This is a genomic window from Enterococcus sp. DIV1089c, from assembly GCF_050530965.1.
Classification (GTDB): domain Bacteria; phylum Bacillota; class Bacilli; order Lactobacillales; family Enterococcaceae; genus Enterococcus_B; species Enterococcus_B hirae.
The window spans coordinates 107,833-133,309 of record NZ_CP172888.1; the positions used below are offsets into that span (position 1 = coordinate 107,833).

A 25,477-nucleotide genomic window follows, 5' to 3' on the forward strand; every position below is an offset into this window, starting at 1 on the left:
AATCTTTTTAGCTAGATGCTTTTTCTTATAGAAAGGTAACGGTAATTCTACATATAATGATGGGATTAGTAAGGTATGGGAGTGAACCAAACCAACCGACGAAGTAAGCGTACATAAAATTGGATAGGCTTTTTTTATATTTTGAAACAATTTCATTCTTTTTCTGGCTATTTTTTACTATAATTAGAGGCATACGAACTGGAGGATAATCAACATGAATTTTAAACAATTACTAAAACATCCTAGTTCACGTCCATTTATCGATCAAGCACGTTTTGGTGTGGAACGAGAAGGACAGCGAGTGAACCTTACAGGAGATCTAACACGTACTGATCATCCAAGTGTTTTTGGCGATCGTACGTTTCATCCATATATACAGACAGACTTTAGTGAAACACAAATTGAATTAATTACACCAGTCACCGATTCGATCCATGAGCTTTTCCAATATATGTCAGCCATTTATGATGTTGCTGCTCGCTCAATTCCTGAAAATGAAATGATCTGGCCTTTAAGTATGCCACCAGCATTGCCAGCAAAAGATGAAGACATCATGATTGCAAAATTAGCAAATTTTGAAGATGTGTTATATCGCCGCTATTTAGCTAAAGAATATGGGAAAAGAAAGCAAATGGTTAGTGGTATCCATTTTAATTTTGAATTTGGAGATGATTTGCTTCGATCGTTGTTTGTGCAACAAACAGAGTTTTCGGAGTTTGCTGCTTTTAAAACAGAGCTATATTTGAAAACTGCGCGCAATTTTCTGCGCTATCGGTGGTTGATTACCTACTTTTATGGGGCATCACCATTAAGTGAAGCAAACTATTTCATTGATAAACCAGCTCCTAATGAGCCAGTTCGAAGTATTCGGAATAGTTCGTATGGTTATACGAATCATCCAAATGTCAAAGTTTCGTATGCTTCAATGGAGCAATATTTGTTCGACATTGAAAAGATGGTTGAAGAAGGAAAACTATCAGAAGAAAAAGAATTTTATACGCCACTTCGTTTTCGTGGTGGTAAACGGGTAGCAGATTTAGCTAAAACGGGTGTGCGTTATATCGAATTAAGAAATATCGATTTAAATCCCAATGCACGTTTAGGAATTGATCAAGAACAAGTTCGTTTCTTACAGTTATTTTTAACTTATATGTTATGGACGGAAGAAAAAGAAGCAGCTGATCAATGGGTGGAAGAAGGAACTAGAAAAAATGAAATCGTCTCTCTTGAACATCCGCTAAATCAAACCGAGTTTATCGAGGAAGGTCGTGATCTTTTAACTGATATGAAGAAGATGGCGCTCGAACTTGAGCAACTAGAGGCACTACCATTGATTGAAAAAATGTTAGAAGAACTGGAACGTCCAAGTGAAACACTAGCAGGAACAATCTATCAAGCAGCAAAAGAAAGTAGTCAACATCAGTTTGCTACCTCTTTGGGTCTTTCTTACTATCAAAAAGCGCATGAACGTCCGTATCAACTCGCAGGATTTAGAGAGATGGAGTTGTCTACGCAAATCTTGTTATTTGATGCGATCCAAAAAGGTATTGAAGTGAAAGTGATTGACGAATCCGATCAATTTTTGCGGTTACAGCATCACGATCATATTGAGTACGTGAAAAATGCAAATATGACAAGTAAAGATAGCTATATCGTTCCCTTGATCATGGAAAATAAAACGGTCACTAAAAAAGTCTTGAGAGAAGCCGGCTATCGTGTGCCAAACGGAGCCGAGTTTACGACAATGGAGGAAGCAGTCAAAGCCTATCCAAGATTCGCAAACAAAGCATTTGTCATTAAACCTAAATCAACGAACTATGGACTAGGCATCACGATTTTTAAAGATGGTGCTGATTTAGAGGACTATCAAGCAGGACTTGCGATTGCCTTTAGCGAAGATCGTTCGATTTTAGTAGAAGAATTTATGCCAGGCACGGAATATCGCTTCTTTGTGATTGATGGCAAAGTCAAAGCAATCATGCTTCGTAAACCTGCGAATGTCGTCGGAGATGGACAACGTACAGTTGCTGAATTGGTCGCTGAAAAGAATCTTGATCCTTTAAGAGGCACAAATCATCGAGCACCTTTAGAGCTAATTCAATTAGGAGAATTAGAGCAACTGATGTTAAAAGAACAAGGGCTTACCGTTTCTTCTGTTCCCCAGAAAGATCAGGTTGTTTATCTACGAGAAAATTCTAATATTAGTACAGGTGGCGATTCGATTGATGTCACAGACGAATTTTCTGAAAGTTATAAGCAGATAGCTGTTTCTGCAGTTGAAGCTTTAGGCGCAAAAATTAGTGGAATCGATTTGATTATTCCGGACAAAGAGGTAGCACCGGAAAACAGCGCTACTGCTTATGGGATTATCGAAGCTAACTTCAATCCAGCGATGCATATGCACGTGTACCCATTTGCAGGTAAAGGGAGAAGATTGACTTTAGATGTATTGAATTTATTGTATCCTGAACTTAATATCCTGACTCAAAATTAATCACATTATGGCAAAACTCACTAGCTAAAAAATAACCTATAGAATCCAGAAAATAAGGGTGTTATTTTCGGATTTTATGGGTTTTTTTATGCATCGGGTTGCTAAGTACACGATTTATTTTTAAAAGTCATATGTAAAAAGTTAGTGTCATCTGTTTTTCTTAGTGATTTGTTTTTTAATTTTTTTAAGAATAAGTGTGAAATCAAAAAAAAACAAAAAAAACTGAATCTAGTTTAATGATACGCTTTTTTTGTTCAATCAGGACAGTATAAAAATACCCAATGTGTGAAAAAAGAAAGTGAGTGAAATAAATGAAAAAAAGTACTTTTTTAATCAGCACTGGCTTGTTGGCTTCTTTTTTATTAATTAATAATCCAAGGGTATACGCAGCAAGCACAACTACGACTCCGAGTCCAGCAACAGCTGAAACACCGATCAGTGCGCCACTAGAATTACCAACAAATGGTGGGACTAATCCAACGCCACCAAGTAATACGAAAGATCCTGCCAGCTCATCTGATCCAGGGAATAAATCAAATAATCCTACGGTTGCCTTTGGGATTGCTTATGAACCAGGTACTTTTACAATCCCGTCAACAAAATTATTGGAAACTGGCTCTCAGACGATCCCTGTGACCATGCCACAAAATTCTGGCACATTTGATGTCGGGGTCAAAGACAAAACTCGGGAAACTATGGGATGGTCTTTAAAAGCACAAGTTGTTTGGGATAATGGAGAAAAAGGAATGTCGATTCAAACTGCCCATACTGGAACTAATGCGAAGGTCAATACTGGAAATGGTCAGTTAGTGGACGCTCCAGCTGGTTCAGTTACTGCTGTGCCTAATGTTGAGATTACATCAGATGCTCAAGTTTTATTGATGTCAGGAACACAGGGATTTGTGCATAATGACACCTATGATTATGGATTAGGACAAGTGTCTCTTAAAATAGCAAATACAAAAACTACGCCAGCAGGGACACATACAGGACATGTCGAATGGAATCTATCGGTTGCTCCATAATTACCTTAAGAAGGGAAAGGACTTACTCTTTTCCTTTTTTTGATTATTGGCAGACCAAGCTTTTGATCAAAGAGCTGCTGATAATCAAAAAAAGGAAGGAAGAACGGTATTGTTAAAAAAAGTGCAATCAATCATCTTATTTCTTATGTTTATGTTTATTGGTACGTTGGATGTTCAAGCAGAAGAAATAATGGGAGGCTATACGATCGAACGTATCCCAAATGTACATCAAATTGATACTAGTTTAGGCTATTTTTATCTATGTGAGCAACCAGGCACACAAGATCAATTGGGTGTTAAATTGATCAATAGTTCAAATCAGGAGAAACTATTAACGGTTAAAGTTACAAATGCAAATACCAATGCGAATGGTTTGTTAGATTATACAGGTACGATAAAAAACAACAAAGTTTTGAAATTACCATTGACTTCGATCGTCAAAGCGACACAGTCAGAAGTCAAAGTACCAGCAAAGAGTGAAGTAAAGACCTCTCTTACGGTTACATTACCCAAAGAAAAATTTCCCGGTGTGGTCGTCGGAGGAATCGTGGTTTCTGAGAAAGCTGAAAAAACACCAAAAGACCAGAAAAAAGAAGTATCAATCGAAAATACGTATAACTACACATTAGGAGTAGTTTTAACCAACAATGCAAAAACCAAAATGAATCAACCTATTTCTGTTACTTTAGAAAAAGTCGCTCCGATTTTATCAAATGGAAGAAAAATCATTCAAGCAGATATTTTAAATCCTAACCCTTATATATTTGATCAAGCAACTGTTGCAGGTAAAATTCTTGAAAAAAATACAGATAAAGTCATCAAAGAGCAACAAAAAACAAATGTAAATATTGCACCTTATTCAGTCTATCCTTTTCAATTTGATTGGAAAAAGGATGAACTAAAAGCAGGGACATATGTTTTTACTGGTTCAGTTAAGGCAGGTGGCAAGGAATGGTTATTTAGCAAAGAATTTACGATCAATCCAACAACGGCTAATGATATCAATGAACAGTCGCTTTATCACGTTGTTGTTCCTCAATGGCTCCAAATTAGTTGGATCATTCTCTTTTTAGTCAATGTAGCTGGCATCATCTATCTGGCTATAAGATATAAGAAAAAATAATGAGTACTCATTCTCTTTTTTCGTTTATATCCATTTTTAGAAAAAATAGGAGTATGAATGATTTACTTTATGAACAGAAATAACATACTTTCAAAGGAGGAATCAAATAAGTATAAGTCTTATATTTATTTGATTGGAAGGAGTGAACAATTATGTATACGATACCGATTTTTATTATTTCAACGGGTATTCTCTTCATGAGCTTAGCCATTTACCTATTTTTAATGAATTATAAAAGAGTGATTATAGGAGAAGAAAATAAAACGATTCTTTATCTTAATACACTAATTCTTATTACTTCAATTTGTTTCATCTTATTAGGTATTGGTTACTTTTTCGTTGTGGCGAAACAATTATAAGTGAAGAGGAGCTGACTGTTTTGAGAAAAATAAAATATGTTTCGATTATGATGATTTTGTTAGGAAATATGGTTTATTATGGACAATCAGGCTTTGCAGATAGCCAAACAGAGCAAACAGCGACTGCCGTTGAAAACAACGACTTGAAGCAAGTAATAGAATCGCCAAAACTACTCACTAAGAAAGAAAATTCGCCAACGGGAGGAATTCATCAGGGAGTCTATCAACACATCAACTATCTATTGAATGATTCAGAACTAACGCTGTCAGGATTGTCAGACAATACCCAAGTCCCAGCCATCGTGATTAATTCTTCATTTTTAGATGCTATTCAACCAAATATAAAAAAACTAATCTTATCTCCACAATTTTTGAGAGATATCAACAAAAATGAAGTGCATTCTTTGACGGTATCTGCTGATCTTCCTTTCGCCCCTTGTATTGCTAGTGATCAGGGAAATAGTGTCAACTTGTCACAAGTATTTTTTAGAAATCAAACACTTAGAAATGTTGATTTTGGGCAGACTGATTTTAGTCAAGTGACTAATACAAGTGAAATGTTTAAAAACTGTGCGCAATTACAATCTGTAAAGATCAATAAACTTGATGCGACTAATTTAGGAGGCATGTTTATGAATTGTCCGAATTTAACACAAGTGACAATCTTAGAAAATGAAATGCCAGAAGATTTGAGTGATATGTTTAATGATTGTCCACAGTTAACAAAAATTGAGGGAATCAACAATTGGAAGACAACAATGATTAAAAGTGTCAAAGGATTCGTCACTAATTGTCACGCATTAAAAAATTTAGATTTAAGTCATTGGCCAGTTTCATTGCAGAATCAATTGCAAGAACAACTAGCAAACAGTGTCATTTTAAAAGACCTAATGAATGAACATTCTATTGAGGGAAGCTATGTAGCGACATCGCCTGTAGATCAAATAACTTCCTCTGTTACAGCAGCAACCGGTACTGTATCGGAATGGCAATATCAGTTGACGCCACAAAAGGATCGTTATCTTTTAATGAAATACATTGGACAGAGCCAAGAAATAATTGTACCTACAGTAATCAATGGAAAGCCGACTATTTTGAACAATATCAACACTGCAGTTTTCCCTAATTATAAATCGATTACCAGTTTTAAAATTGCTTCGGGGAATAAAGTACCAATTCAAACGACAGATTTAAGACATGCTTTTCAATTTTGGTCGAATTTAAAGGAAGTAGATTTGACGGGATTGGATGTTAGTACAGTGACAAACACAGGAGCGATGTTTGCTAATGATCCCCTTTTAACTAAAGCAAATCTGAGTGGTTGGGATACTTCCCATATTATAGATATGAATTATATGTTCAATGCAGATCGAAAATTACAAGAATTAGAACTAGCAAATTGGGATGTTCGTCAAGTAGTAAATATGGATCATATGTTTTCTTATTTATCTAGTGTAAAAAAATTAGATTTGAGCTCTTTTCAAACCGAAAAAGTAAAGATTATGAACAGCATGTTTCTTGGCATGAATGAGTTAAACTTATTAGATTTAAGACAATTTGATCTGACGAATGTCACTGATACTACTAATATCTTTACTACAGACAACAAGACTCCACTATTAGTTATTGCCAAAGATAATAAACTATTGAATTATAATTATCTTTCAAATAATCGGATAATCGCTGGTCCTACTTTTGATGCCAACGGGGGGACGTTTGAAGATAATAGTATAACAAAACACTATTTCCAATCTGTTGCGGTTTCTCCTACCGATCCTAAACTACAAATGGCAACACTTGATCAATTCAAAGCTACTCTAGTCGCTGAGAAACCAAATAGCATTTTTATCGGCTGGAACATAAAAGAAGGGGGCAGTGGAAATCAGGTGACAGACTTACTCAATACGACTTATCAAGCCATCTGGTCACCATTACCAGAAATGCCATCTCCTTCAGACAATATGAGACCGGGAACAACAAGTTCATTTGGACTTTCTTATATCCCTAAGAAATTTAGCTTTCTTGAAACACCATTAAAAGAATCAGGAGAGCAATATATTCCATTTATTAAACAAACTTCTTTTGATGTCGGTGTATGTGATGAGAGTCAAACTAATAATAGTTGGTCACTACAAGCGCAACTTGTTTGGGATAGCGCTCAGGAGATTCCAACAAGCTCGATCGTCCTAACTAACCAAGGTATCGTGAAGAAAAATATCAATGATGGAAATGCGCCATTTAATCCTAGTACGGACTTGGTTGATTGTGGTAGTGAAGTCCAAGGTACTATTTCACCAGAAATAAAAACGGATAGCCCAATCGTTATAATGAAAGCTACTCAAGCAATTCATACCTCTGTCTATAATTATGATTTAGGAAATGTCTCACTCAAAATCACTGATGCAAAGGTAGCACAACCCGGAAATTATACGGGGCACGTTGAATGGAATTTAGTTAATGCCCCTTAAAATTGATTGAATAGTTATGAAGATCAAAAGAAATTAGCTATGGGATAACATAGGTGAAAGATTTTTTACTGAATGAGGTATGTTGTAGATTGAAAATAGTGTTCAACGCCAAAAAAAGAGAAGATACTTAAATTGCTTGTCAATTTTAGTATCTTCTCTTTTTTAGAGATTGTTTTGAGTATCATGCCTTTTATGGGAAATATGACAGTCAGCATAAGCTTAAAATAGTCGTTCCCAAAAACTTTTTTTCTTCGGCTGTTCTTTTGGAGAAAGAGACTCTTGTTTGGGATATTTCTTTTCTACATCAATGACTGGCTCGTTGACCGCTTCTTTAGCAGCGACTAATAAACCAAAGCTATTGGGATCATCAGATACATAATCATTAACGATCGTAAAGCGTACATTTTGTTTGGTAGCAAGTTGGATATATTGATTCTGGATCGTTAAAGGTAGCGAGCCATTCAGAAGAACCGTAACATCGGGTTGTTTTTCGATTTCTTTGAGAAAGTTTTCTTTGTTTATAGGATCTTTCATCTCAGCTACAGTCATACTTAAATAGCAACGTTCACGGAATGTCCCCATATATTTATGTTGTTCCTCCGGATTAACTAATGGTGTACCATACATCCCCTTATCTAAGTGGCTTTGTACATCATCTTTTGACATCAAAATATCCTCCTTTTCATTGTATAGCTAATAAAAGTATAACATACAAACAATTGAAGTTTGAAAGGAAAAAAAGCGGTTACTTTTGTTCATCTGTTCACTTAGAATAAGAATGAGAATCATTATCAATTACAGGAGGGGTTTGATGCGCTACGGTTGGCTCATAGGGTTGTTAGGTTTACTGACTATCAGCTCATTATTTATTGGTGTCTCAACGATTCAAGTAATTGATTTGCTTCAATTCAAAGGACAAAGCACGCAATTGTTTCTTGCCACTCGTCTGCCACGAACGGTTTGCCTGATCCTTGCAGGAGCAACTAGCAGTATTTGTGGCTTGATCATGCAACATTTGACGCAAAATAAATTTGTTTCGCCTACCACAGCTGGAACGATGGATAGTGCAAGATTGGGTATTTTAGTGGTGATGCTTTTTTTACCAAATGCACCGTTGCTTTTACGTTCATTTACTGCTTTTTTGTTTGCTTTTGGTGGGACACTTTTATTTCTTTTTTTGGCACAAACGTTACCTCAAAAGAATCAACTGATGTTACCATTGATCGGTGTCATGTTAGGTAATATCATCGGCTCCATTGCCACTTTTTTTGCTTATCAATTTCAATTGATCCAAAATATGTCTTCTTGGTTACAGGGGAATTTTGCCACGATTATACGTGGAAATTATGAATTGCTTTATGTAACCGTTCCATTATTAATCGTTATTTCTTTCTTTGCTTATCGATTTACGATTGTTGGATTGGGGGAGTCATTTGCGGTCAATTTAGGGATTGACTATAAAAAAATGCAGTTACTAGGGATCGGTCTCGTTTCTTTGGCTAGTGCGATTGTTTTGATCATGGTGGGAAGTATTCCATTTTTAGGGGTAATCATTCCAAATATCACAGCCCGTTTATATGGAGATCAAGTACATAAAACAATTGGTATTACTGCATTGTTGGGAAGTGTTTTCTTACTTTTTTGTGATATCGTTGCTCGCTTGGTGATCTACCCTTACGAAATCCCAGTAAGTGTGATCGTGGGGATCTTCGGGGCAATTATTTTTCTCTATTTGTTGGTTAGGAGGAAAAAATATGCTTAAAAAAAGGGGCGTATTCATTGGACTGTTGCTTCTTGTCCTCTTAGTGATTATGAGCTATTTAACGATCAACACTTATGGAAATTGGCAATTTGCTTGGGCCTTACGGAGTAAAAAAATCGTTGCTTTTTTACTTGTTGCGTTAGCCACCAGTAGTGCCACGATCAGTTTTCAGACAATTACCCAAAATCAGTTTCTGACACCCTCAGTATTAGGACTAGATTCTCTCTATGTCTTAGTTCAAACGGTCCTTTTCTTTGTCGTTGGGGGTGTGACCATGCTTCAGCAAACAGGGACAGGCTTTTTTTGACAAATATTGCGTTAATGGTTGGCTTGAGTCAATTACTCTTTTTCTTTTTACTAAAGAAAGGACAAACGAACTTGTTTTTGCTTTTGATGACTGGTGTCATCTTAGGGACTTTGTTCAGAAGTGTGAGTACATTTCTACAAGTGGTGATGGACCCAAACGAATATGATTTATTACAAGGAAAATTATTTGCTAGTTTTGGGAACATCCCTAGTCATTATCTAGTACCAGCAACTATATTGATTAGTGGTACATGGCTCTTTTTGTTTTATAAAAGTCGTTATTTAGATGTTTTTCATCTAGGGCAAGAGCAGGCAATCAATTTAGGAATCGATACAGAGCGATTTCAATTTTTAATCCTGTGCGGTGTCAGTCTTTTAACAGGGACAGCAACGGCATTAGTAGGACCATTAACTTTTTTAGGTTTTATTGTAGCGAATGTTAGTTATCGATTATTTGCGACTTATCGGCATCGAGAGTTGTTTTTAGGTAGTTTTTTGGTTGCGTTACTGTTTTTGGTGGGGGGACAACTGCTGGTTGAACAAATTTTTAAATGGAATACCACTGTCAGTGTCATCGTAGAATTTTCAGGAGGACTGTACTTTATGATCAAACTGATTCGAGAAAGGAAGACAATTGGATGATCGATTTAAAAAAGGTCAATAAAAGTTACCATGACAAACGGGTAGTCAAAGACGTCGATGTATCAATCCATGAACAAAGATTAACGGCTTTTATTGGTCCCAATGGTGCTGGTAAATCAACGGTTTTATCCATGATTAGTCGTTTGATTGCGAAAGATACTGGGGAAATCTATCTTAATCATAACGAAGTGAAAGCCTGGCGATCAAAAGAATTAGCTCAAAAATTAGCCATTTTACGCCAATCAAATGGCATTAGTATGCAAATCACAGTGGAAGAACTGGTAGAATTTGGGCGCTTTCCTTATACGAAAGGCAAGCTAACTACAAAGGATCAACAAATTGTGGCGGAAGCTTTGCAACACTTAGGTTTAACCTCCTTAAAAAAACAGATGATCCATACGCTTTCGGGTAGGCAACTACAACGAGCCTATATAGCGATGGTGTTAGCCCAAGATACTGATTATATCTTACTTGATGAACCGTTAAATAATTTGGATATGAATTTTGCTGTTCAGATCATGCAAATTTTACAACACTTAGTTCGAGATTTAGGGAAAACGATCATTATTGTGCTTCATGATATCAATTTTGCAGCAAGCTATGCGGATGAGATCATTGCCATGAAAAATGGGGAACTGTTTATTCAAGGAGCCACCAATGAAATTATTCAAAAGAACATCTTAGATGAATTATATGAAATGGACATTCGAGTTTGCGAGATTGAAGGACGCAGATTCTGTCTTTATTTTTAAAATAGCAGAAGGAGAATCGGAATGAAAAAATTAGTTGTCAGTTTTTTATTAGTAGCAACAGTAGCGTTAGCAGCATGTGGTAGCAATGCGGGAAGTACTACGACAAATACGAAAACCAGTGGCGGAGAAGTGCAATCTTCTTTGACCGTAAAAGACAGTAATGGTGAGAAAATTGAAGTTAAAAAAATCCTCAAAAAGTCGTCGTCTTTGATAATGGTTCTTTAGATACTTTGGATGCATTAGGAGTGGGGGATAAAGTCGTTGGTGCGGCCACGAAGAATTTACCAGACTATTTGGCAAAATATAAAGAAGTGGATTCCGCAGGCGGACTTAAAGAACCTGATTTAGAAAAAATCAACCAAATGCAACCTGATTTGATCATTATCTCAGGGAGACAAAGCGATTATCAAGAGGAATTAAACAAAATTGCGCCTACTTTATATTTAGCTGTTGATTCAAGCAAGCCATGGGAATCGATACAACAAAATGTTCAAACCTTAGGAAAGATTTTTGATCGAGAAGATCAAGCCGAGGCAGGACTTACCGATTTAACTAAAAAAATCAATGAGATAAAAGAAAAAACAAGTAATCTTGATCAAACTGCGTTAGTGACGTTAGTCAATGAAGGACAATTATCCGCCTATGGTTCAGGATCACGCTTCGGACTTGTTCATGATGTCTTTGGTTTTAAACAAGCAGATGAACATATTGAAGCTTCTACTCATGGACAAAGCGTCTCTTATGAATATGTATTAGACAAAAATCCTGGTATTCTTTTTATGGTAGATCGTACGAAAGCGATCGGTGGCGATGACAGTAAGGATAATGTCGCTGCGAATGAGTTGATTGTACAAACGGATGCAGGTAAACATCATAAAGTGATTTCGCTACAGCCAGACGTTTGGTATCTAAGTGGTGGAGGCTTAGAATCCATGAAATTAATGATTGAAGATGTTGCTCAAGCCTTGAAATAAAGTAAAAACGAGATGGGACGATTGTTATCGGTCTCATTTTCTTTATATATAAAAAAATATTAGATTCTATAGATGGTGGAGTAATCTTTTTTATAGTCATAACGGGATGTGCTCATATTTATGTAAGCTTAGAACGACTATTTCTTTCTTGAGGAAAAAAATTAATGAATATTATATCTTCAACTATGCTATATTTGTTAGCAACTCCCACTAATGAATCGAATAAATTTTTTTAAATTATTCATCTTAATCTCTACATATGAAAGGAATTGAATTATATGGATGATTATCAACGTCGTTATGAGCTTTTAGCCCTGACCTTAGGGTTAAAACGTAATACCAACTTATACTATAGAATGGAAGATGCTGTCAAAGAGCACAAGAGAGACGGTGATACTGGCACAGAGGACGAAGTGATGCTACTTTCTACCTACAAAAAAATGATTGAACAGGATACTGATGGGTTCTTTATTGATGAAAATAGGAAAGAACACATTCTTTCGTCATTAACAAAAACACTAGATTTTTGTAATGCACCAAGTACTACTGCATCGTTACAAATACTGGAAAGTCTTAAAACAAATGATCCTACGTCATTTTTGATTGTACCACTTGCCTATCCTCTTTATTCTGGTAAAGGACATTGTTCTGGATTAATAATATATAAACAGGGAAATTGTTATGACGTAGTAATGGTTGATAAAGCGAAACTATTTAATCATCAATTTCCTGTTGGACTTGTAACCATCTATGCTGAAAGAATAGATCAGCTTAATCATGTACTTTATTTAAGTAATAAGTTTGCTCTACCAACGATACAACCTTTCGAAGAATTAAAGAAATTAGTTCACATATCAACAAAAAAGTGTGTTTCTAGGCTTAACGTTGATATGTCACCTCAAAATGTTGGAAACTGCATTGTTAACGAGGTAGAATCTACACTTAAAGTAGCTCTTTTTAACTGTCAAAAAAGTATTCTGTCATATTCTCATTCTAAACCAACATTGAGACCTAAATGGAACTCTTGCCCTAATTCAAATTTAGAGATGAGAAAACGATTTCTTGAGGCTTTGAAAACTAATAAACATGAACAAAATAAGTCTTTTGACTATATTTTTAACAATTATTATCTGAAGCGAAAAAATCATCCAAAAAATGTAAAATTACAACAGAAGATGATGAAATTAGAAAAAATACGAAGTCAAAGAAAAAATAATATATATAAAAAAATAAAATACATAGTTTTAAAAAGAAGATATAACAATATTTATAAAAGAAATTGGAGGCTTTATAAACGGAATAAAATTGTTGAAGAATTTAAAAAAGATTCTCGTATTGTAGGAATCAACAATGAACAAATGCCACCTTCTATACCTCAATTAAAAAAAATGGGAGATATTCTTACCTTACCTAGACAACAAAGAACTGAGCCTTCGTTACAATCATATGTTGTAAAGCAAGAGAAATACTTTTCTAGAACATAAGCTTGTTTAATAAAAGTATATTTTTTTTTAAGGAAGATTAATGGTTATGGATTTGTATATAGATATATATTTAGAAGATTTAAATAGGAGAAAAAATGAGACTGTCAGAAAATAATCTGTCAGTCTCTCTTTTGGTTATAAAGCAAGCTATTAGTAGCATTTAGGGAAGTCTGTCTTCAACATAAATTCATTTTCGACTTCATAAGGATTAATTCTAGGTTGATGCTGGGAAAATAATCGTGTGAAAAATTTTTTTATCATCTCGTTCGCCTCCTATGGTGTTGATAAGGATACTAAACGAATCATAAATAAAACTTAACTTTTTCACATTTTCGTTTCAGCTAATGTTTGGTAATTCAGAATCTTCATTGTACGATAAAATTCAGCTGGTAAATGTGCCCACCGTTTTAACAATTGGGAAAAATAACTTTTTCCGGCTTTGATTTTATACTCACCTAGTACCAAGCCAAAAGAAGGCATTAGTTTTTTTGATAATTGTTTAAATGTCGTGAGGGCTTGTTCTTTATCCTCGTTGACAAATAAGGTTTTTACTTCAATATAAGATCCTTCAATATTTTGGGTTTCTTCAATAAAATAGATTTTTTTCGTATATTCTCTCATAGGAACTCCTCCGATATCCATTGTATTTATTGGTTATTTCAACGATAACGAAAAGATGTTAATAAAACGTGAACAAAAAATTATTCTTTTTCAAGCAATGATTAAGGATTTTTTATTTTGAACTTTCCAGTCCTTTATTTTAGGCAGGTTTAAGAATTCTTTCGACGGAAGTAGTTGAAAGTTATAACAAATTTCGCTACAGTTAAGAAAACGAAAAAGCAAAAGGTGAGGATAGCTATGGAACAATTGGTCAATCGAAATTTGGTTTTTGCGCAACATCAACGTATTGAAACAGAGCGCTTGATTTTACGCCCCGTTACATTAAATGATGCAAAAGACATGTATGACTATGCTCATGATGAAGAAACGACACGGTTTGTGTTTCCAACACATCAATCCGTTGAAGATACGAAAAACAGCATCGCTAATTATTTTATGTCAGCACCTTTAGGGAAGTACGGTATTGAATTAAAAGAAAATCAACAATTCATCGGGACAATTGATTTAAGAGTACAAGAAAATGAAGATAACGCAGAGATCGGATATGCACTGAATAAGAACTATTGGGGAAGAGGATTTGTTCCAGAAGCGAGTCAAGCATTGATAAAATTAGGATTTGAAGAGTTAAACTTGGTTCGGATCTTTGCTTATCACGATGCAGAAAACCCTAAGTCGGGGCGTGTAATGGAAAAATTTGGGATGAAAAAAGAAGGAATCATCCCTGATGCAAGGCGTTTCAAAGGAAAAATCGTTTCAGTTGTCTTGCGAGGATTGACACGACAAGAATGGCAAGCAGGTAGAAGTTGATAAAGGTGTAGCATAAACAAGTTAGTTGCATCTGAGTTGTAAAATCATTAAGCTAAGTTTGAGGTGATAAGAATGGAATTATTACTAACAGATGAAGCAAAAGAAAAATTATTAGCACAACAAAATGAAGATGAACAGTTATTACTTGATATTGAAGACGGAGATGGTCCTTTTGCCGACAGTCGAGTAACTTGTCAGATTGATACATCCTTTCGTTTGATTCTCGTAAAGAAAGAGACAACAAAAGATTTGAGTTTATACTCTGTCAAAGTAGAAACAGCTGTTGGACCAATCTATATCAAAAAAAGTGCATTGATGTATCTAGATGATCCGACGACAATTGCAGTTGAACCGACTTATAAGAGTTTACAGTTAAAAGGCCCCAGTGGATTACTAAAAGGTAATCTTCAAATCATACATCACGAGTAGAAAATAGGAGACAGAAGGTAAGCGTATGGGAAACTTGGCAATTATCAGCGATTTACATGTAGATATCAATCAGTTTAGTGAACAAGAATGGCTGATTTTGTGGAAGGTTCTCACAGACAAAGGGATCACACGGCTTCACTTAGCAGGAGATGTGGCGAATAAAGTCGATCTTTGCCAAGCAGTTGTTGAATTTTTTGCCAAAAAAGGAATTCCTACAACGTTCAACTTTGGGAACCATGAATTGGCAGATGTTGAGGGAGAAGAAATGATGAATCATTTCCCGGATTCTCACTTTTTAAATGAACGATATCTGGCGTTGAATAAGCAGACAGTCCTACTTGGGATGAATGGTTGGTATGATTATCAATTCTCAGAGTTAAAAGAAAATAAACAAATTCTGCGTATGAAGAACCTTTACTGGTATGATCGTTTTATTAAACGAGAGGGAAGTGACATTGAAGTCAACGCTCGAGTTCTGATAGCAATGAAAAAGTTACTAGACCAGTTAGAAGCAAAAAAACTGGACGTTATTTTAGTGACACATTTTGTTCCTAAAAAAGACTTTATTGTCTATCAAAACGCTCCATACGAACGCTGGAACAACTTAAATGCTTTTTTAGGTTCCGCTTCTTTTGGACAACTATTAGATCAATACGATAATATCAAACAGGTTGTTTTTGGACATACCCATCGTCGTTTTGAAGATAAAATCATTCATGGTACCCGCTATAGTTGCCGTCCTTTTGGCTATTATTATGAATGGCAATTGACGAGGGAGTTTGTACGAAAAAATCACTTGATCGATAGTTATCATCCCATGAAGTTACGCACGCTATTACGAAAACACGACCCAGAGTTTAATCGCTACCGCAATGAACATTTGTACGAAGAGTTTGCAAAAGCCATGACGACCATTTCTTATTAAAATGGTCGTTATGGCTTTTTATTCCATTGTCAACGAGTAATATCATTTTTTGAAAATAGGGTTAGAACAGTCTTACTACTTATTGCGGAGCTAGGCACTCGTTTATTTTTTCTTGTTGAGCACAACCGGATTATTGATTCACATTATCCTCTTTAGCGAATGAACTCATCTTTTGGTGTCCTTTTTTCGGTTCTTAGTCCGTTAGCTATCCTATTTTTTTCGTCAGTTATTTTTTCAAAAATATTGATCATATTTTTGGTATTGCCAGCTTTTGGATACTTACCCATTTTCGGATCTGCTATAATTGCTTTGTTTAAGTGTATTGGTTTCTCTACTTTTGAAAGGTTACTAGAAGGCGTTTCTTTGAAGATTTCTTGAATTTCTGGATGATCGGCAAATATTTTTTTGTATATTTCATGTATTCTTTTTTTTTCTGTCGTTGTTAAAGGCGAATGTTCATCATTCGCTCGTTTTCTCAATTTGTAAATTTCAAAGAAATAATCAGGAAGAGAAGATTTTATGTATTTTGATTTGATCACAGTTAAAAAACGTTTTTGCATCTCCAAAGTGGACTCGGGAACATCACTCCATTTTAATTTTTTTTTACCTTGTGAAGCGAGAAGGTCATGGCGGCAATGTAGGAGCGCAGTTTTTGCAGTAGCTTCTATTTCTTTGACCACACAATTTCCTTCTTTTTGTTCATGCATCGTATAGTCTAGTGACGAAAAGCTGTTAGAAGAGGAATGGTCAATAATTCTGTACAGAATATCATAACAAGTTTCGAGTTTAGGATGATCTCTCTGTGCAAACAATTCTTTACAAAGGGGAGCCATTTTCTCCGAAGGAATTTTAACCATATTTACAGATGAGTTTGACAGGTGCTTCCTTTTATCCACTAGAATAATTCTATAGTTTTTCGTTTCTTTGTAGATGAGTGCTCCGGAAACATGACCACTTTTTTTATTTTTCTTTATACTATAAGATAAGGGCAAAAGAATAAAATCTCGAGGATCATTTGAAATCATCCGCTTTAAAGTATGAAAAAGTTGTGTGTGACGAGTAAAAGAATAGAAATCCTTGCTTCGGTTGAGTGACTGAATCATTTTTAATTTGTCTTGCTTACGTACAAAAAATTCTTGTTCATCTTGTTGGATCATTTTAATATAAATAGAAAATAAAAGTGGGTAATTCACTTTATCATCTTCCGGAGACCATCTATTATTTTTCTTTAATGATAAAGAAAGAGCAAATATATCAAGATGTCGTTGAAGCTCTGTTTCGTAAGGCATAGGAGTTCCTCCATTTATAAAATAAATAGTAAAGTCTGCAATTTATTTTGCGTGCTTACTTAGTATGACATAGGTTAAAAGAGGACAGAAATCAATTTTTTCTCCAAATAAAAAAACTTGGAATCACTTCGATTCCAAGTTTTTTTGATTAAGCCATAAATAAGAATTTGTATAAGAAGACAGCAACGATACCTGCACAAATTGGTGCAACAACAGGTACCCATGCGTAGCCCCATTGTGATGAACCTTTATGTTTTAATGGTAACAATGCGTGGACTAAACGTGGTGCGAAGTCACGTGCTGGGTTCAAACCAGGTCCAGTAGGTCCGCCGAGAGAAGCAACTAACGTCCATACTAAGAAACCAAGAGCTAAGTGTGCTGTACCAAGATTGTCTTGGAAGAAAGGTGCTTTAGTAATTCCTAGTGCACCAAAGAATAAAACAAATGACCCAAAGAATTCATTAACAAAACCATTGAATTTAGAACCAACACTGTTGATTGTTGAGAAAGTACCTAATACATGGTTTACATCGTCTGTTTGATCATAATAAGGTTTGTAGCAAGCTACAACGATCAATTGTCCAATTACGGCACCAATCAATTGAGCAGCAATATAAGGTAATACTTCAGCCCATGGGAATAAACCATTTGAGGCAAGAGCAATTGTGAACGCTGGGTTAATATGATTTCCACTGATACCACCAAAAATCATTGCTGGCATCATTACACCACAGCCATAACCTACAGCGATCAACATCCAGTCACTTCCATAACCTTTTGTTCCTTTTAAATCTACGTTTGCTACAGCACCATTCCCAAGAATGATTAATAAAGCTGTACCGATCATTTCCGCCACAAGACGGGTCATAAGTGAATAATCCATATATACCTCCAAAATTTATAAAAATGCAAAAAAAAAGAAACAACAACACAATAGGTGTAGTGCTTCGCATCCGACGTTTTTATTGGTCATAAATAAGTGCAGATAAAAAAATGATTTCTATGTATAAAAGAAATCTGACCAACTTCCAAAACAACGTATGGAACTTTCCCACAAAACACCAACCTTAATTATAAATATACCAAAAAAAAACGATTATATTTTTCAAATATTGTACTTTAGAAACAGCACAATTTGAAAATTTCAGAAAAATATTGTTAGTAAAATGAAAGCTAACAATAAGGAGTGTTTCATAGATGAAATTTTTTCAAGAATTTTTTATTATCCTCTTTTTCTCAGTTTTAGGTGAAGGAACTCGTGTATTGTTCCATTTACCAATTCCTGGAAGCATCCTAGGCATCTTATTTTTGTTCCTAGCTTTTGAGATGCGACTAGTAAAGCCTGAGCATTTAGGAGGAACAGGTGATTTTTTATTAAATAATTTAACGATTTTATTCGTCCCGGCAGGGGTAGGTTTACTTGACTATTTTGGTGATATTGCGACAATTTGGCCTATTTTATTAGGTGCGGTAGTGATCTGTTCGATCGTAACGATGGTCGTAGCAGGCAAAACGGCAGAAGTAGTAGAAAAAATGTTACAATCTGTTCAATTGAAACAAACAAGTAGCCAAAAGTTGCAGAAAATCAAAAGGAAGGAGCAACAAATTGACTGAATTTATTCGTAACCCATTATTTGGATTAAGCTTAACGTTAGGTGTCTACGTATTATCAGATAAATTTTTACGCAAGTATAAATTGCCGATTATCAATCCGTTGGTATTGTCTATTTTAGTGATCATTCTTTTTCTTCATTTTTCTGGAATCAGTTACCAGGATTATAATGTGGGTGGGAATTTTTTGACCATGATGATTACGCCAGCAACAGTTGCATTAGCTATTCCCTTATATAAAAATTTTCATTTGTTAAAAGAAAATTTTTTCCCAGTCATTGCGGCAATCTTAGCGGGGATCGTAGCTAATTGCTTAGTCAGTGTGGGTATTGGCTATTTATTTACATTAAAAAAAGCGATGGTCATTTCTCTGCTACCTAAATCAGTGACAACAGCGATATCTGTTGATCTTTCTCATACGATGGGAGGAATCAATGCAGTCACGCTTGCAATTGTTGTTTCTACTGGTATCTTTGGGTCGTTGATCGCTACTCATATCTTTCGTCTTTTTAAGATCAGCAGTCCGATTGCTAAGGGGGTTGCGTTAGGAAGTACCTCTCATGCGATTGGTACAGCAAAGGCAATCGAATTGGGTGAGATCGAAGGGATTATTTCAGGCTTAGCCATTGGCGTCAATGGCATGCTGACCGTCTTTTTATTACCATTATTATTTCAGTTTTTTACTAACCTGTTTTGATGTTGTTTCCCAGGATTTATGCTACAATGAAAAAAACGTTCTAGCATAAAGGAGTGGTAAAAGTTGTATTTGTCATCTGAATATTTAAAACGATTTGATAAAGACCTTTATTATAAAATTCTCCTGCTGGAAAGTTTCGAGGATCATCAGTGGCACACGATTGCTGAACTGGCACAAACAGTCCAATTAGATGCAAGAAGTGTCGCTAAGTACTTAAACGAATTAACAAAAAATTACCATCAGTTCAACGAGAGCTCTCAAACATTGTTTATGAAAACCCCTCGTTCTGGCTATTCCTTTTATGATACGCTTGATTCTATCGAACATGAGCGTTTTTTGATTTTTCTCGTGCAAAGTACGCTGAAATACCAGCTATTGCACGATATTTTTTTTGAAGAGTTTCATACGATCTATCAATTTGCTCAAAAACAATATATCAGCGAATCAACTGCGCGTCGAAAGATCAACGAGTGGAGAGAACAATTAAAAAATTACGGGATTTATTTACAACGTGGGACTTATGTGGTGCAAGGAGAAGAAGAAATCATCCGGCTTTACCTTCACATGACGTTTTGGCAGTTGTTTCGTGGGAAAATTTGGCCTTTTGTAACGATTTCACAATTAGATGTGAAAAAAATTGCTGAACAAATCATGGCTTTTTTCAATGTTCACCTTAATGAGATCAAAAAAAGAAGACTAGAGTATATGTTAGGAGCTTTCTTCTTGCGTAAATCTCAGAAGCATTACGTATCGTTAAACGAACGAAAGCGACAACTGATTACTGATAATCCTATGTTTCAAAAATTTTGTCATTGGATGCAACCAGTGTTTCCTAACTATTTTCAAAATGAAGAAGAATTAGGTGCGTTATTTTTAGTTTTGATGACACGAGAAGAGTACTATACGGATGAAGACATCCGAGAAGAAATGTTTGCTTTCCATCGAAGGAGACAAACACCACCCTACCATGCACTTTATGAAGCAAAAGAAGCATTAGCTCTCTATCAAGTGGAACAAGGGTTGTCAGAAGAACCCTTAACAAAAGAAGCTGAAACCTATCTTTTTAGTAGTCATTTATTTGCCTATCTTTTTCCAGAAGCTAAGGAAACCATTGATGGGAACGATAGTGACTTTATAAATCATTTGATGATCGAAAATAGTGAAATTATCCAGTGGCTCGATTTGTTTTTTGAGACCGAGCAAAAAGTGGATCAGCTAGCATTTCAAAATACGTCTTTTTTGATGGGGCGTTATTTAACGGTTTTAAAGACAATGGGTGCATTTACACCAAAGTTACCGCAGATCACGATTCTTTTGATGACAGATTTCCCTCTATTTGAAGAGCAGTTGTTAATAGAAGACTTACATCGTTTTTTTCGAAATGTTTATTGTTTGAAATTTTTACCAACAGATTATCGGGGACGAGAAGTTGATTTATTACTTTCAACGAGCAAAGTGCATCGTAAGCCATGGTCTGATTTAGAATACTTTATCGTGACTGGAGAGTTACAGTTAAACGATTATATCCAATTGTACCAAAAATTTGTGTTGATCCAAGACCGAAAAGACAAAGAAAGGAACGAAATAAATGACATTTGAAGAAATTTTACCAGCATTAAAAAAAGGGAATAAAGTGATTCGAAAAGGTTGGAGTGGTTTTGAATTGTATGTCGTTCTTGTTTCAGGAGAAGAATTTGACGGTTGTCCCGTTACCCCTTACTTTTTAATCAAAACAAGTGACGAAGGATTTTCCAGTTTTGCGCCTACAGTCTGTGACATTTTAGCTGAAGATTGGATCATTGTGGAATGAAAAATAGATACAGTGATCTAACAGAGAAAGTTGTTTTTGTCACTGGAGCAGCTTCAGGTATCGGACAGGCACAAGCTAAAGCCTTTTTAGAACAAGGTTCGCGGGTGTTTGGTTTTGATCAGCAATTAGGCCGAATGGACGATCTATCCCAGCAATTTTCTGAAACCTTTGCTTATTTTTTAGGTGATATCACGAATCATTCTTTGTTAAAAAAGGCGGTTGAACAGTGTCACGAAACGTTTGGAAAAGTTGCGATCTTGCTGAATACAGCAGGAATTTTAGATGAGTACCAGCCATTGTTGGAAACAGATGAAGCTTTATGGGATCGAGTGTTTGCTGTTAATGTCAAGAGTATGTTTCAGCTAACGCACTTGATCCTTCCAGACATGCTTGAGGAAGAAACAGGGACAATCATCAATATGGCATCAATTGCTGGCTTTGTCGGTGGTGGGGGCGGGATTGCCTATACCAGCGCAAAGCATGCAATTGTTGGCTTTACGAAGCAATTAGCATTAGATTATGCTTCTCAAGGCATTCGTATCAAAGGGATTGCACCAGGCGCGATTCAAACACCTATGAATGCAGCTGATTTTGCAGGAAATGGTGAGATGGCAGAATGGGTGGCGAATGAAACACCTGTTAAACGGTGGGCACAACCAGAAGAAGTTGCTGAACTAACGTTGTTTTTGGCAACCCCTCAAGCAAGCTATATCCAAGGGACGATCATTCCAATCGACGGTGGTTGGTTATTAAAATGATTTTGTCTTTTTTATTGTTTTCAGATAAGCTATGATTAGCGAATTTATTCGCACTACGGCACTTCAGTTGGAAGTCAATTCCCATCCTTTGGTCGTAGTTATTACCAAGAGTTGAGAGAGACGAGATCTTTTGTGGCATTTTTGACCACAAGGATGATCGATTGTATCCCGACCTTGTAAAGGAGAAAGAATATGGATCAAAAGAAAATTCGTTCTACTAATCGTTTTACCACAGCAGAAATTGCTCGAATGGCACTTGTAACAGGCTTATATGTGGCAGTTACATTCGTGTTGTCAGTTATCAGTTTTGGTGCTATTTAAATACGTCTTTCCGAAATGTTCAATTATTTGTCGCTCTATAATAAAAAGTATATTTTGGCTATCACGCTAGGCGTTGCTTTAGCCAATCTTTCCTCACCATTGGGATGGATTGATGTAGTAGTTGGTAGTATCAGCACCTTACTCGTCTTATTGATTAACTATGAGATAACAAAACGAGTAAGAAACATGAAAATAAAAATGATGATTACAGCTTTGGTCTTTGCATTTTCTATGTTTACAGTTGCTGGACAATTGAAGCTATTCTATCAATTACCCTTTTTCTTCACTTGGGGAACTGTTGCTTTGGGTGAGCTAGCTTCCATGCTAGTGGGAGGAGTCATCATTTATTGGGTCGGACAAAAAGTAGATCTAAAAAAATAAACGACGATTTAGCTAAGGCTAAAAATAGAAGATAAAAAAGCTTACGATTGAAAGCTTTCAGATTGAAGACAATCCTTATGTAAAAATAAGGTTTGTCTTTTTTTTATGTCTATTTTCAAAAACAAAAGAAAAATTTGTCTTCTTTTCTTTAGAAAAATACTCTTTTTTTGCTTGATATTTTTTGATTTAGCTTTTTCATATTTAGACAAGCAAAAGTAAGCCCGATTTTCATGTGCATTTTTACAATTCCTATTTGATTGGTATAACGTAACCCATGAAATTCTTTTGTGGTGCTGAATATTCGCTCAATCGTTTCTTCTCTTTTTTATAGAGATCTTTAAACTTACTTTGTTTTGAAAGCATAGGGTACAGCTCCAATTTATCATTCTGTTTTAACGTATAAAAAAGACAAAGCACTATAAATAAGCACTTTGTCTATAGTCTGAAAGCTTACGATTGTAAGCTTTTTTTATTTATCAACAATTCAAGGAATTTAGGTAATGTCACAATCAGTTTGAATCAGTGACGATTTTATTTTAAAAAATTTTTCGTAAAGGAATACAACGTAGTAGTTGTTTTGTCTAGTTATTTATCCATACTAAACAACTGAAGTCGAGACAAACGTTTTTTTAGAAACAAACCTACCGAAGCGGCAGCAATCGATTTGATTGCTTCAGGGATTATAAAAGGAAGAAATCCACTTAAAAATGCAGTGTGAAGAGAAAGACTGCTACTGATCATTAACCAAAGCATGCCACAGCATAATGCGGCTGCTGAACCAACTAAGTTTGCGGATATTGTCAGAGGATAGCGAGAACCGACTTTCTCCATGATAAATCCAATTAGCCAAGACTGGAGGATAAAACCAACTAGATAGCCACCAGTAGGACCAAATAATACACCAATCCCTCCAGACATCCCCGAGAAAACAGGTAACCCAATAAGACCCAATAAAAGATAGATCAAGACGGAGACAGTTCCTGTTCTCTTACCAAGGAAAGTAGCAGTTAACCCAATGGCAAAAGTCTGTCCAGTCAAAGGAATTAGACCTAAAGGGAAAGTGAATTGTGAAAGAACGGCAATGATCGCTGCAAATTCTGCAGCAAGAATGAGTTCTTTGAGTGATTTTGTCATAAGTTCTCCTTTGTTAACCATTTTTATTTTCTAAGTTAACGAAATTGTATAAGAAAAATTATTTTTTGTAAAGTATATTTTTTAAATAAACGAAGTATTCTTTCAAAACATTAGTCTGTCTCCCTTTGAGGATAGGTTATATGTTCATTTAAACGTTGTTTTATTTTTGAACTTTTTTGCAGGTCTCAATACATGATTCCAAGAAGTGACACAGGCGAATCAAATTCAAATAAAGAAGAGAGCTAGAAAAGAGAGAGGGAAATCTACATAAAAAAAGCCCAACTATCGAATAGATAGTGGGCTTGTAAGCCAAAGCTTTGAAAATTATAGGCTTTGGTTGTAGTATTCAACGACAAGAGCTTCGTCGATTTCTGGATATAGTTCGTCACGTTCTGGTAAACGAGTTAATGAACCTTCCAATTTTTCAGCATCGAAGCTTACGAATGCTGGACGACCAACAGTTGCTTCAACAGCTTCTTTGATTGTTGTCATGTTTTGTGATTTTTCACGAACTGAGATCACTTGACCAACTTCAACGTGGTATGAAGGGATATCAACGCGTTTGCCATCAACCATCACATGACCATGGTTAACTAATTGGCGAGCTTGACGACGAGTAGTTGCAAGACCTAGACGATAAACAACATTGTCTAAACGTTGTTCTAGTAAGATCATGAAGTTAACCCCGTGTTTACCTTCTTTGATTTTGCTAGCTTTAACGAACAAGTTACGGAATTGACGTTCGTTCATTCCGTACATGTGACGTAGTTTTTGTTTTTCAGTTAATTGCATACCGTATTCTGATTGTTTGCCACGGCTGTTTGGTCCATGTTGACCTGGAGCGTAAGGGCGACGTGCTAATTCTTTTCCTGTGCCTGATAATGAAATACCTAGACGACGAGAAATTTTCCATGATGGTCCTGTATAACGAGACATTAAAATTTCCTCCAATAAAATAAATTTAGTTTTTGGAGTAAAATAATCCGATAAAAAATTCATAATCGTGTAGTCCATTCTTCAATCTTCACCTTTGCAGCCGCGGTTACGCAATTGAACCCGAATCGGGGCAATGAACTAGGGACGAAATTATTATTTTTCCGCTGCATTATTTTACACAAAGTCCAGTATAAGGGAAACAAGGTGAAACTGTCAAGTACGTTTCTCTTTAAAAACGCTTTACAAACCTTGTTTCACTCTATAAAATAAGAGGGTATCTTTTAAAAGAATGAAAAATAAACGTACCAATCTTAAAAAGAAATAAATGAAGGATCATGCTTGTTTAAGCACAGCCTATTTTCAACCTAC

The 25,477-nt window shown here is 35.6% G+C and carries 22 protein-coding genes and 4 pseudogenes; 19 read left to right on the forward strand and 7 right to left on the reverse strand.

Annotation, left to right across the window (positions count from 1 at the left end; translation table 11 throughout):
- Positions 1–214: 214 nt before the first annotated feature.
- From gshAB to IGL30_RS00580, 5 genes are all read left to right on the forward strand, one after another.
- Positions 215–2,494 carry a bifunctional glutamate--cysteine ligase GshA/glutathione synthetase GshB gene (gene gshAB / locus IGL30_RS00560; protein WP_088745065.1) on the forward strand — a complete coding sequence of 760 codons (2,280 nt, stop codon included), beginning with the start codon at positions 215–217 and terminating at the stop codon, positions 2,492–2,494.
- Positions 2,495–2,805: 311 nt separating this feature from the next.
- Positions 2,806–3,519 (forward strand): hypothetical protein, encoded by a 714-nt coding sequence (locus IGL30_RS00565; protein ID WP_010720409.1) that lies wholly within the window; start codon positions 2,806–2,808, stop codon positions 3,517–3,519.
- 109 nt (positions 3,520–3,628) lie between these two features.
- The gene (locus tag IGL30_RS00570) at positions 3,629–4,642 is read left to right on the forward strand and encodes a DUF3324 domain-containing protein (protein ID WP_010720408.1); all 1,014 of its coding nucleotides are present in this window, start codon (positions 3,629–3,631) and stop codon (positions 4,640–4,642) included.
- 152 nt (positions 4,643–4,794) lie between these two features.
- Positions 4,795–5,001 carry a hypothetical protein gene (locus tag IGL30_RS00575; protein ID WP_010736814.1) on the forward strand — a complete coding sequence of 69 codons (207 nt, stop codon included), beginning with the start codon at positions 4,795–4,797 and terminating at the stop codon, positions 4,999–5,001.
- A gap of 20 nt (positions 5,002–5,021) precedes the next feature.
- Positions 5,022–7,469: a BspA family leucine-rich repeat surface protein gene (locus tag IGL30_RS00580; RefSeq protein WP_088745063.1), complete on the forward strand. Its 2,448-nt coding sequence runs from the start codon at positions 5,022–5,024 to the stop codon at positions 7,467–7,469.
- 219 nt (positions 7,470–7,688) lie between these two features.
- Here IGL30_RS00580 and IGL30_RS00585 read toward each other — a convergent pair whose 3' ends face one another.
- Positions 7,689–8,135, reverse strand: coding sequence for a YueI family protein (locus IGL30_RS00585; protein WP_010720405.1), 447 nt, complete (start codon positions 8,133–8,135; stop codon positions 7,689–7,691).
- Positions 8,136–8,280: 145 nt separating this feature from the next.
- Between IGL30_RS00585 and IGL30_RS00590 the strand changes: the two genes are divergently transcribed.
- The 5 genes and pseudogenes from IGL30_RS00590 (at position 8,281) to IGL30_RS00610 (ending at position 13,389) form a co-directional block, all read left to right on the forward strand.
- Complete coding sequence (locus tag IGL30_RS00590) at positions 8,281–9,231, forward strand: ABC transporter permease (RefSeq protein WP_010736816.1); 951 nt, start codon at positions 8,281–8,283, stop codon at positions 9,229–9,231.
- Positions 9,224–10,179: pseudogene (locus IGL30_RS00595) on the forward strand (iron chelate uptake ABC transporter family permease subunit). The gene IGL30_RS00590 and the pseudogene IGL30_RS00595 overlap by 8 nt, the downstream one beginning before the upstream one ends.
- Positions 10,176–10,931: an ABC transporter ATP-binding protein gene (locus IGL30_RS00600; RefSeq protein WP_123874904.1), complete on the forward strand. Its 756-nt coding sequence runs from the start codon at positions 10,176–10,178 to the stop codon at positions 10,929–10,931. The pseudogene IGL30_RS00595 and the gene IGL30_RS00600 overlap by 4 nt, the downstream one beginning before the upstream one ends.
- Positions 10,932–10,952: 21 nt before the next feature.
- Positions 10,953–11,905 (forward strand): annotated as a pseudogene (locus IGL30_RS00605) (siderophore ABC transporter substrate-binding protein).
- 278 nt (positions 11,906–12,183) lie between these two features.
- Positions 12,184–13,389, forward strand: a complete 1,206-nt coding sequence (locus tag IGL30_RS00610) for a hypothetical protein (RefSeq protein ID WP_123874905.1) — start codon at positions 12,184–12,186, stop codon at positions 13,387–13,389.
- A gap of 324 nt (positions 13,390–13,713) precedes the next feature.
- On the opposite strand, the gene IGL30_RS00615 is transcribed toward IGL30_RS00610, so the two are convergent.
- Positions 13,714–14,010, reverse strand: a complete 297-nt coding sequence (locus IGL30_RS00615) for a hypothetical protein (RefSeq protein ID WP_010736821.1) — start codon at positions 14,008–14,010, stop codon at positions 13,714–13,716.
- A gap of 237 nt (positions 14,011–14,247) precedes the next feature.
- On the opposite strand from IGL30_RS00615, the gene IGL30_RS00620 reads away from it, so the two are divergent.
- The 3 genes from IGL30_RS00620 to IGL30_RS00630 all read left to right on the forward strand — a co-directional run bounded on the left by IGL30_RS00620 (position 14,248) and on the right by IGL30_RS00630 (position 16,171).
- The gene (locus IGL30_RS00620; protein WP_088745061.1) at positions 14,248–14,817 is read left to right on the forward strand and encodes a GNAT family N-acetyltransferase; all 570 of its coding nucleotides are present in this window, start codon (positions 14,248–14,250) and stop codon (positions 14,815–14,817) included.
- 72 nt (positions 14,818–14,889) lie between these two features.
- Positions 14,890–15,246 carry an iron-sulfur cluster biosynthesis family protein gene (locus IGL30_RS00625; RefSeq protein WP_010736822.1) on the forward strand — a complete coding sequence of 119 codons (357 nt, stop codon included), beginning with the start codon at positions 14,890–14,892 and terminating at the stop codon, positions 15,244–15,246.
- A 25-nt stretch (positions 15,247–15,271) separates the two neighbouring features.
- Positions 15,272–16,171, forward strand: a complete 900-nt coding sequence (locus tag IGL30_RS00630) for a metallophosphoesterase (RefSeq protein ID WP_088745060.1) — start codon at positions 15,272–15,274, stop codon at positions 16,169–16,171.
- A 152-nt stretch (positions 16,172–16,323) separates the two neighbouring features.
- On the opposite strand, the gene IGL30_RS00635 is transcribed toward IGL30_RS00630, so the two are convergent.
- Positions 16,324–17,460 carry a hypothetical protein gene (locus tag IGL30_RS00635; RefSeq protein WP_123874906.1) on the reverse strand — a complete coding sequence of 379 codons (1,137 nt, stop codon included), beginning with the start codon at positions 17,458–17,460 and terminating at the stop codon, positions 16,324–16,326.
- Between the two features lie 148 nt (positions 17,461–17,608).
- Entirely contained in the window at positions 17,609–18,343 is a 735-nt protein-coding gene (locus tag IGL30_RS00640) for an MIP/aquaporin family protein (protein ID WP_088745058.1), read from the reverse strand.
- A 314-nt stretch (positions 18,344–18,657) separates the two neighbouring features.
- Here IGL30_RS00640 and IGL30_RS00645 point away from each other — a divergent pair, with 314 nt between their 5' ends.
- The 6 genes and pseudogenes from IGL30_RS00645 to IGL30_RS00670 all read left to right on the forward strand — a co-directional run bounded on the left by IGL30_RS00645 (position 18,658) and on the right by IGL30_RS00670 (position 23,038).
- Positions 18,658–19,074, forward strand: coding sequence for a CidA/LrgA family protein (locus tag IGL30_RS00645; protein WP_010720392.1), 417 nt, complete (start codon positions 18,658–18,660; stop codon positions 19,072–19,074).
- Positions 19,067–19,768 (forward strand): LrgB family protein, encoded by a 702-nt coding sequence (locus IGL30_RS00650; RefSeq protein ID WP_010720391.1) that lies wholly within the window; start codon positions 19,067–19,069, stop codon positions 19,766–19,768. Before IGL30_RS00645 ends, IGL30_RS00650 begins: the two co-directional genes overlap by 8 nt.
- Positions 19,769–19,831: 63 nt before the next feature.
- On the forward strand, positions 19,832–21,367 hold the full coding sequence (locus IGL30_RS00655) for a helix-turn-helix domain-containing protein (protein ID WP_010720390.1): 1,536 nt from the start codon (positions 19,832–19,834) through the stop codon (positions 21,365–21,367).
- Positions 21,357–21,578 carry a DUF2829 domain-containing protein gene (locus tag IGL30_RS00660; protein WP_010720389.1) on the forward strand — a complete coding sequence of 74 codons (222 nt, stop codon included), beginning with the start codon at positions 21,357–21,359 and terminating at the stop codon, positions 21,576–21,578. Before IGL30_RS00655 ends, IGL30_RS00660 begins: the two co-directional genes overlap by 11 nt.
- On the forward strand, positions 21,575–22,336 hold the full coding sequence (locus IGL30_RS00665) for a 3-oxoacyl-ACP reductase (protein ID WP_010736826.1): 762 nt from the start codon (positions 21,575–21,577) through the stop codon (positions 22,334–22,336). The genes IGL30_RS00660 and IGL30_RS00665 overlap by 4 nt, the downstream gene beginning before the upstream one ends.
- A gap of 192 nt (positions 22,337–22,528) precedes the next feature.
- Positions 22,529–23,038: pseudogene (locus IGL30_RS00670) on the forward strand (QueT transporter family protein).
- 187 nt (positions 23,039–23,225) lie between these two features.
- Here the strand turns inward: IGL30_RS00670 and IGL30_RS00675 are convergent.
- The 3 genes and pseudogenes from IGL30_RS00675 to rpsD form a co-directional block, all read right to left on the reverse strand.
- A pseudogene (locus IGL30_RS00675) lies at positions 23,226–23,363 on the reverse strand (transposase); the annotation flags it as partial.
- A gap of 260 nt (positions 23,364–23,623) precedes the next feature.
- A complete protein-coding gene (locus IGL30_RS00680) occupies positions 23,624–24,172 on the reverse strand; it encodes a biotin transporter BioY (RefSeq protein ID WP_010736828.1) in 549 nt (182 codons plus the stop codon).
- Positions 24,173–24,496: 324 nt separating this feature from the next.
- Positions 24,497–25,108, reverse strand: coding sequence for a 30S ribosomal protein S4 (rpsD, locus tag IGL30_RS00685; protein ID WP_010720384.1), 612 nt, complete (start codon positions 25,106–25,108; stop codon positions 24,497–24,499).
- Between the last annotated feature and the right edge of the window lie 369 nt (positions 25,109–25,477).

Bases quoted from the DNA above. Each gene is read 5' to 3' on its own strand.
- gshAB (WP_088745065.1), top strand. From the start codon at position 215: ATGAATTTTAAACAATTACTAAAACATCCTAGTTCACGTCCATTTATC.
- IGL30_RS00565 (WP_010720409.1), top strand. From the start codon at position 2,806: ATGAAAAAAAGTACTTTTTTAATCAGCACTGGCTTGTTGGCTTCTTTT.
- IGL30_RS00575 (WP_010736814.1), top strand. From the start codon at position 4,795: ATGTATACGATACCGATTTTTATTATTTCAACGGGTATTCTCTTCATG.
- IGL30_RS00585 (WP_010720405.1), bottom strand. From the start codon at position 8,135: ATGTCAAAAGATGATGTACAAAGCCACTTAGATAAGGGGATGTATGGT.
- IGL30_RS00590 (WP_010736816.1), top strand. From the start codon at position 8,281: ATGCGCTACGGTTGGCTCATAGGGTTGTTAGGTTTACTGACTATCAGC.
- IGL30_RS00600 (WP_123874904.1), top strand. From the start codon at position 10,176: ATGATCGATTTAAAAAAGGTCAATAAAAGTTACCATGACAAACGGGTA.
- IGL30_RS00610 (WP_123874905.1), top strand. From the start codon at position 12,184: ATGGATGATTATCAACGTCGTTATGAGCTTTTAGCCCTGACCTTAGGG.
- IGL30_RS00615 (WP_010736821.1), bottom strand. From the start codon at position 14,010: ATGAGAGAATATACGAAAAAAATCTATTTTATTGAAGAAACCCAAAAT.
- IGL30_RS00620 (WP_088745061.1), top strand. From the start codon at position 14,248: ATGGAACAATTGGTCAATCGAAATTTGGTTTTTGCGCAACATCAACGT.
- IGL30_RS00625 (WP_010736822.1), top strand. From the start codon at position 14,890: ATGGAATTATTACTAACAGATGAAGCAAAAGAAAAATTATTAGCACAA.
- IGL30_RS00630 (WP_088745060.1), top strand. From the start codon at position 15,272: ATGGGAAACTTGGCAATTATCAGCGATTTACATGTAGATATCAATCAG.
- IGL30_RS00635 (WP_123874906.1), bottom strand. From the start codon at position 17,460: ATGCCTTACGAAACAGAGCTTCAACGACATCTTGATATATTTGCTCTT.
- IGL30_RS00640 (WP_088745058.1), bottom strand. From the start codon at position 18,343: ATGGATTATTCACTTATGACCCGTCTTGTGGCGGAAATGATCGGTACA.
- IGL30_RS00645 (WP_010720392.1), top strand. From the start codon at position 18,658: ATGAAATTTTTTCAAGAATTTTTTATTATCCTCTTTTTCTCAGTTTTA.
- IGL30_RS00660 (WP_010720389.1), top strand. From the start codon at position 21,357: ATGACATTTGAAGAAATTTTACCAGCATTAAAAAAAGGGAATAAAGTG.
- IGL30_RS00665 (WP_010736826.1), top strand. From the start codon at position 21,575: ATGAAAAATAGATACAGTGATCTAACAGAGAAAGTTGTTTTTGTCACT.
- IGL30_RS00680 (WP_010736828.1), bottom strand. From the start codon at position 24,172: ATGACAAAATCACTCAAAGAACTCATTCTTGCTGCAGAATTTGCAGCG.
- rpsD (WP_010720384.1), bottom strand. From the start codon at position 25,108: ATGTCTCGTTATACAGGACCATCATGGAAAATTTCTCGTCGTCTAGGT.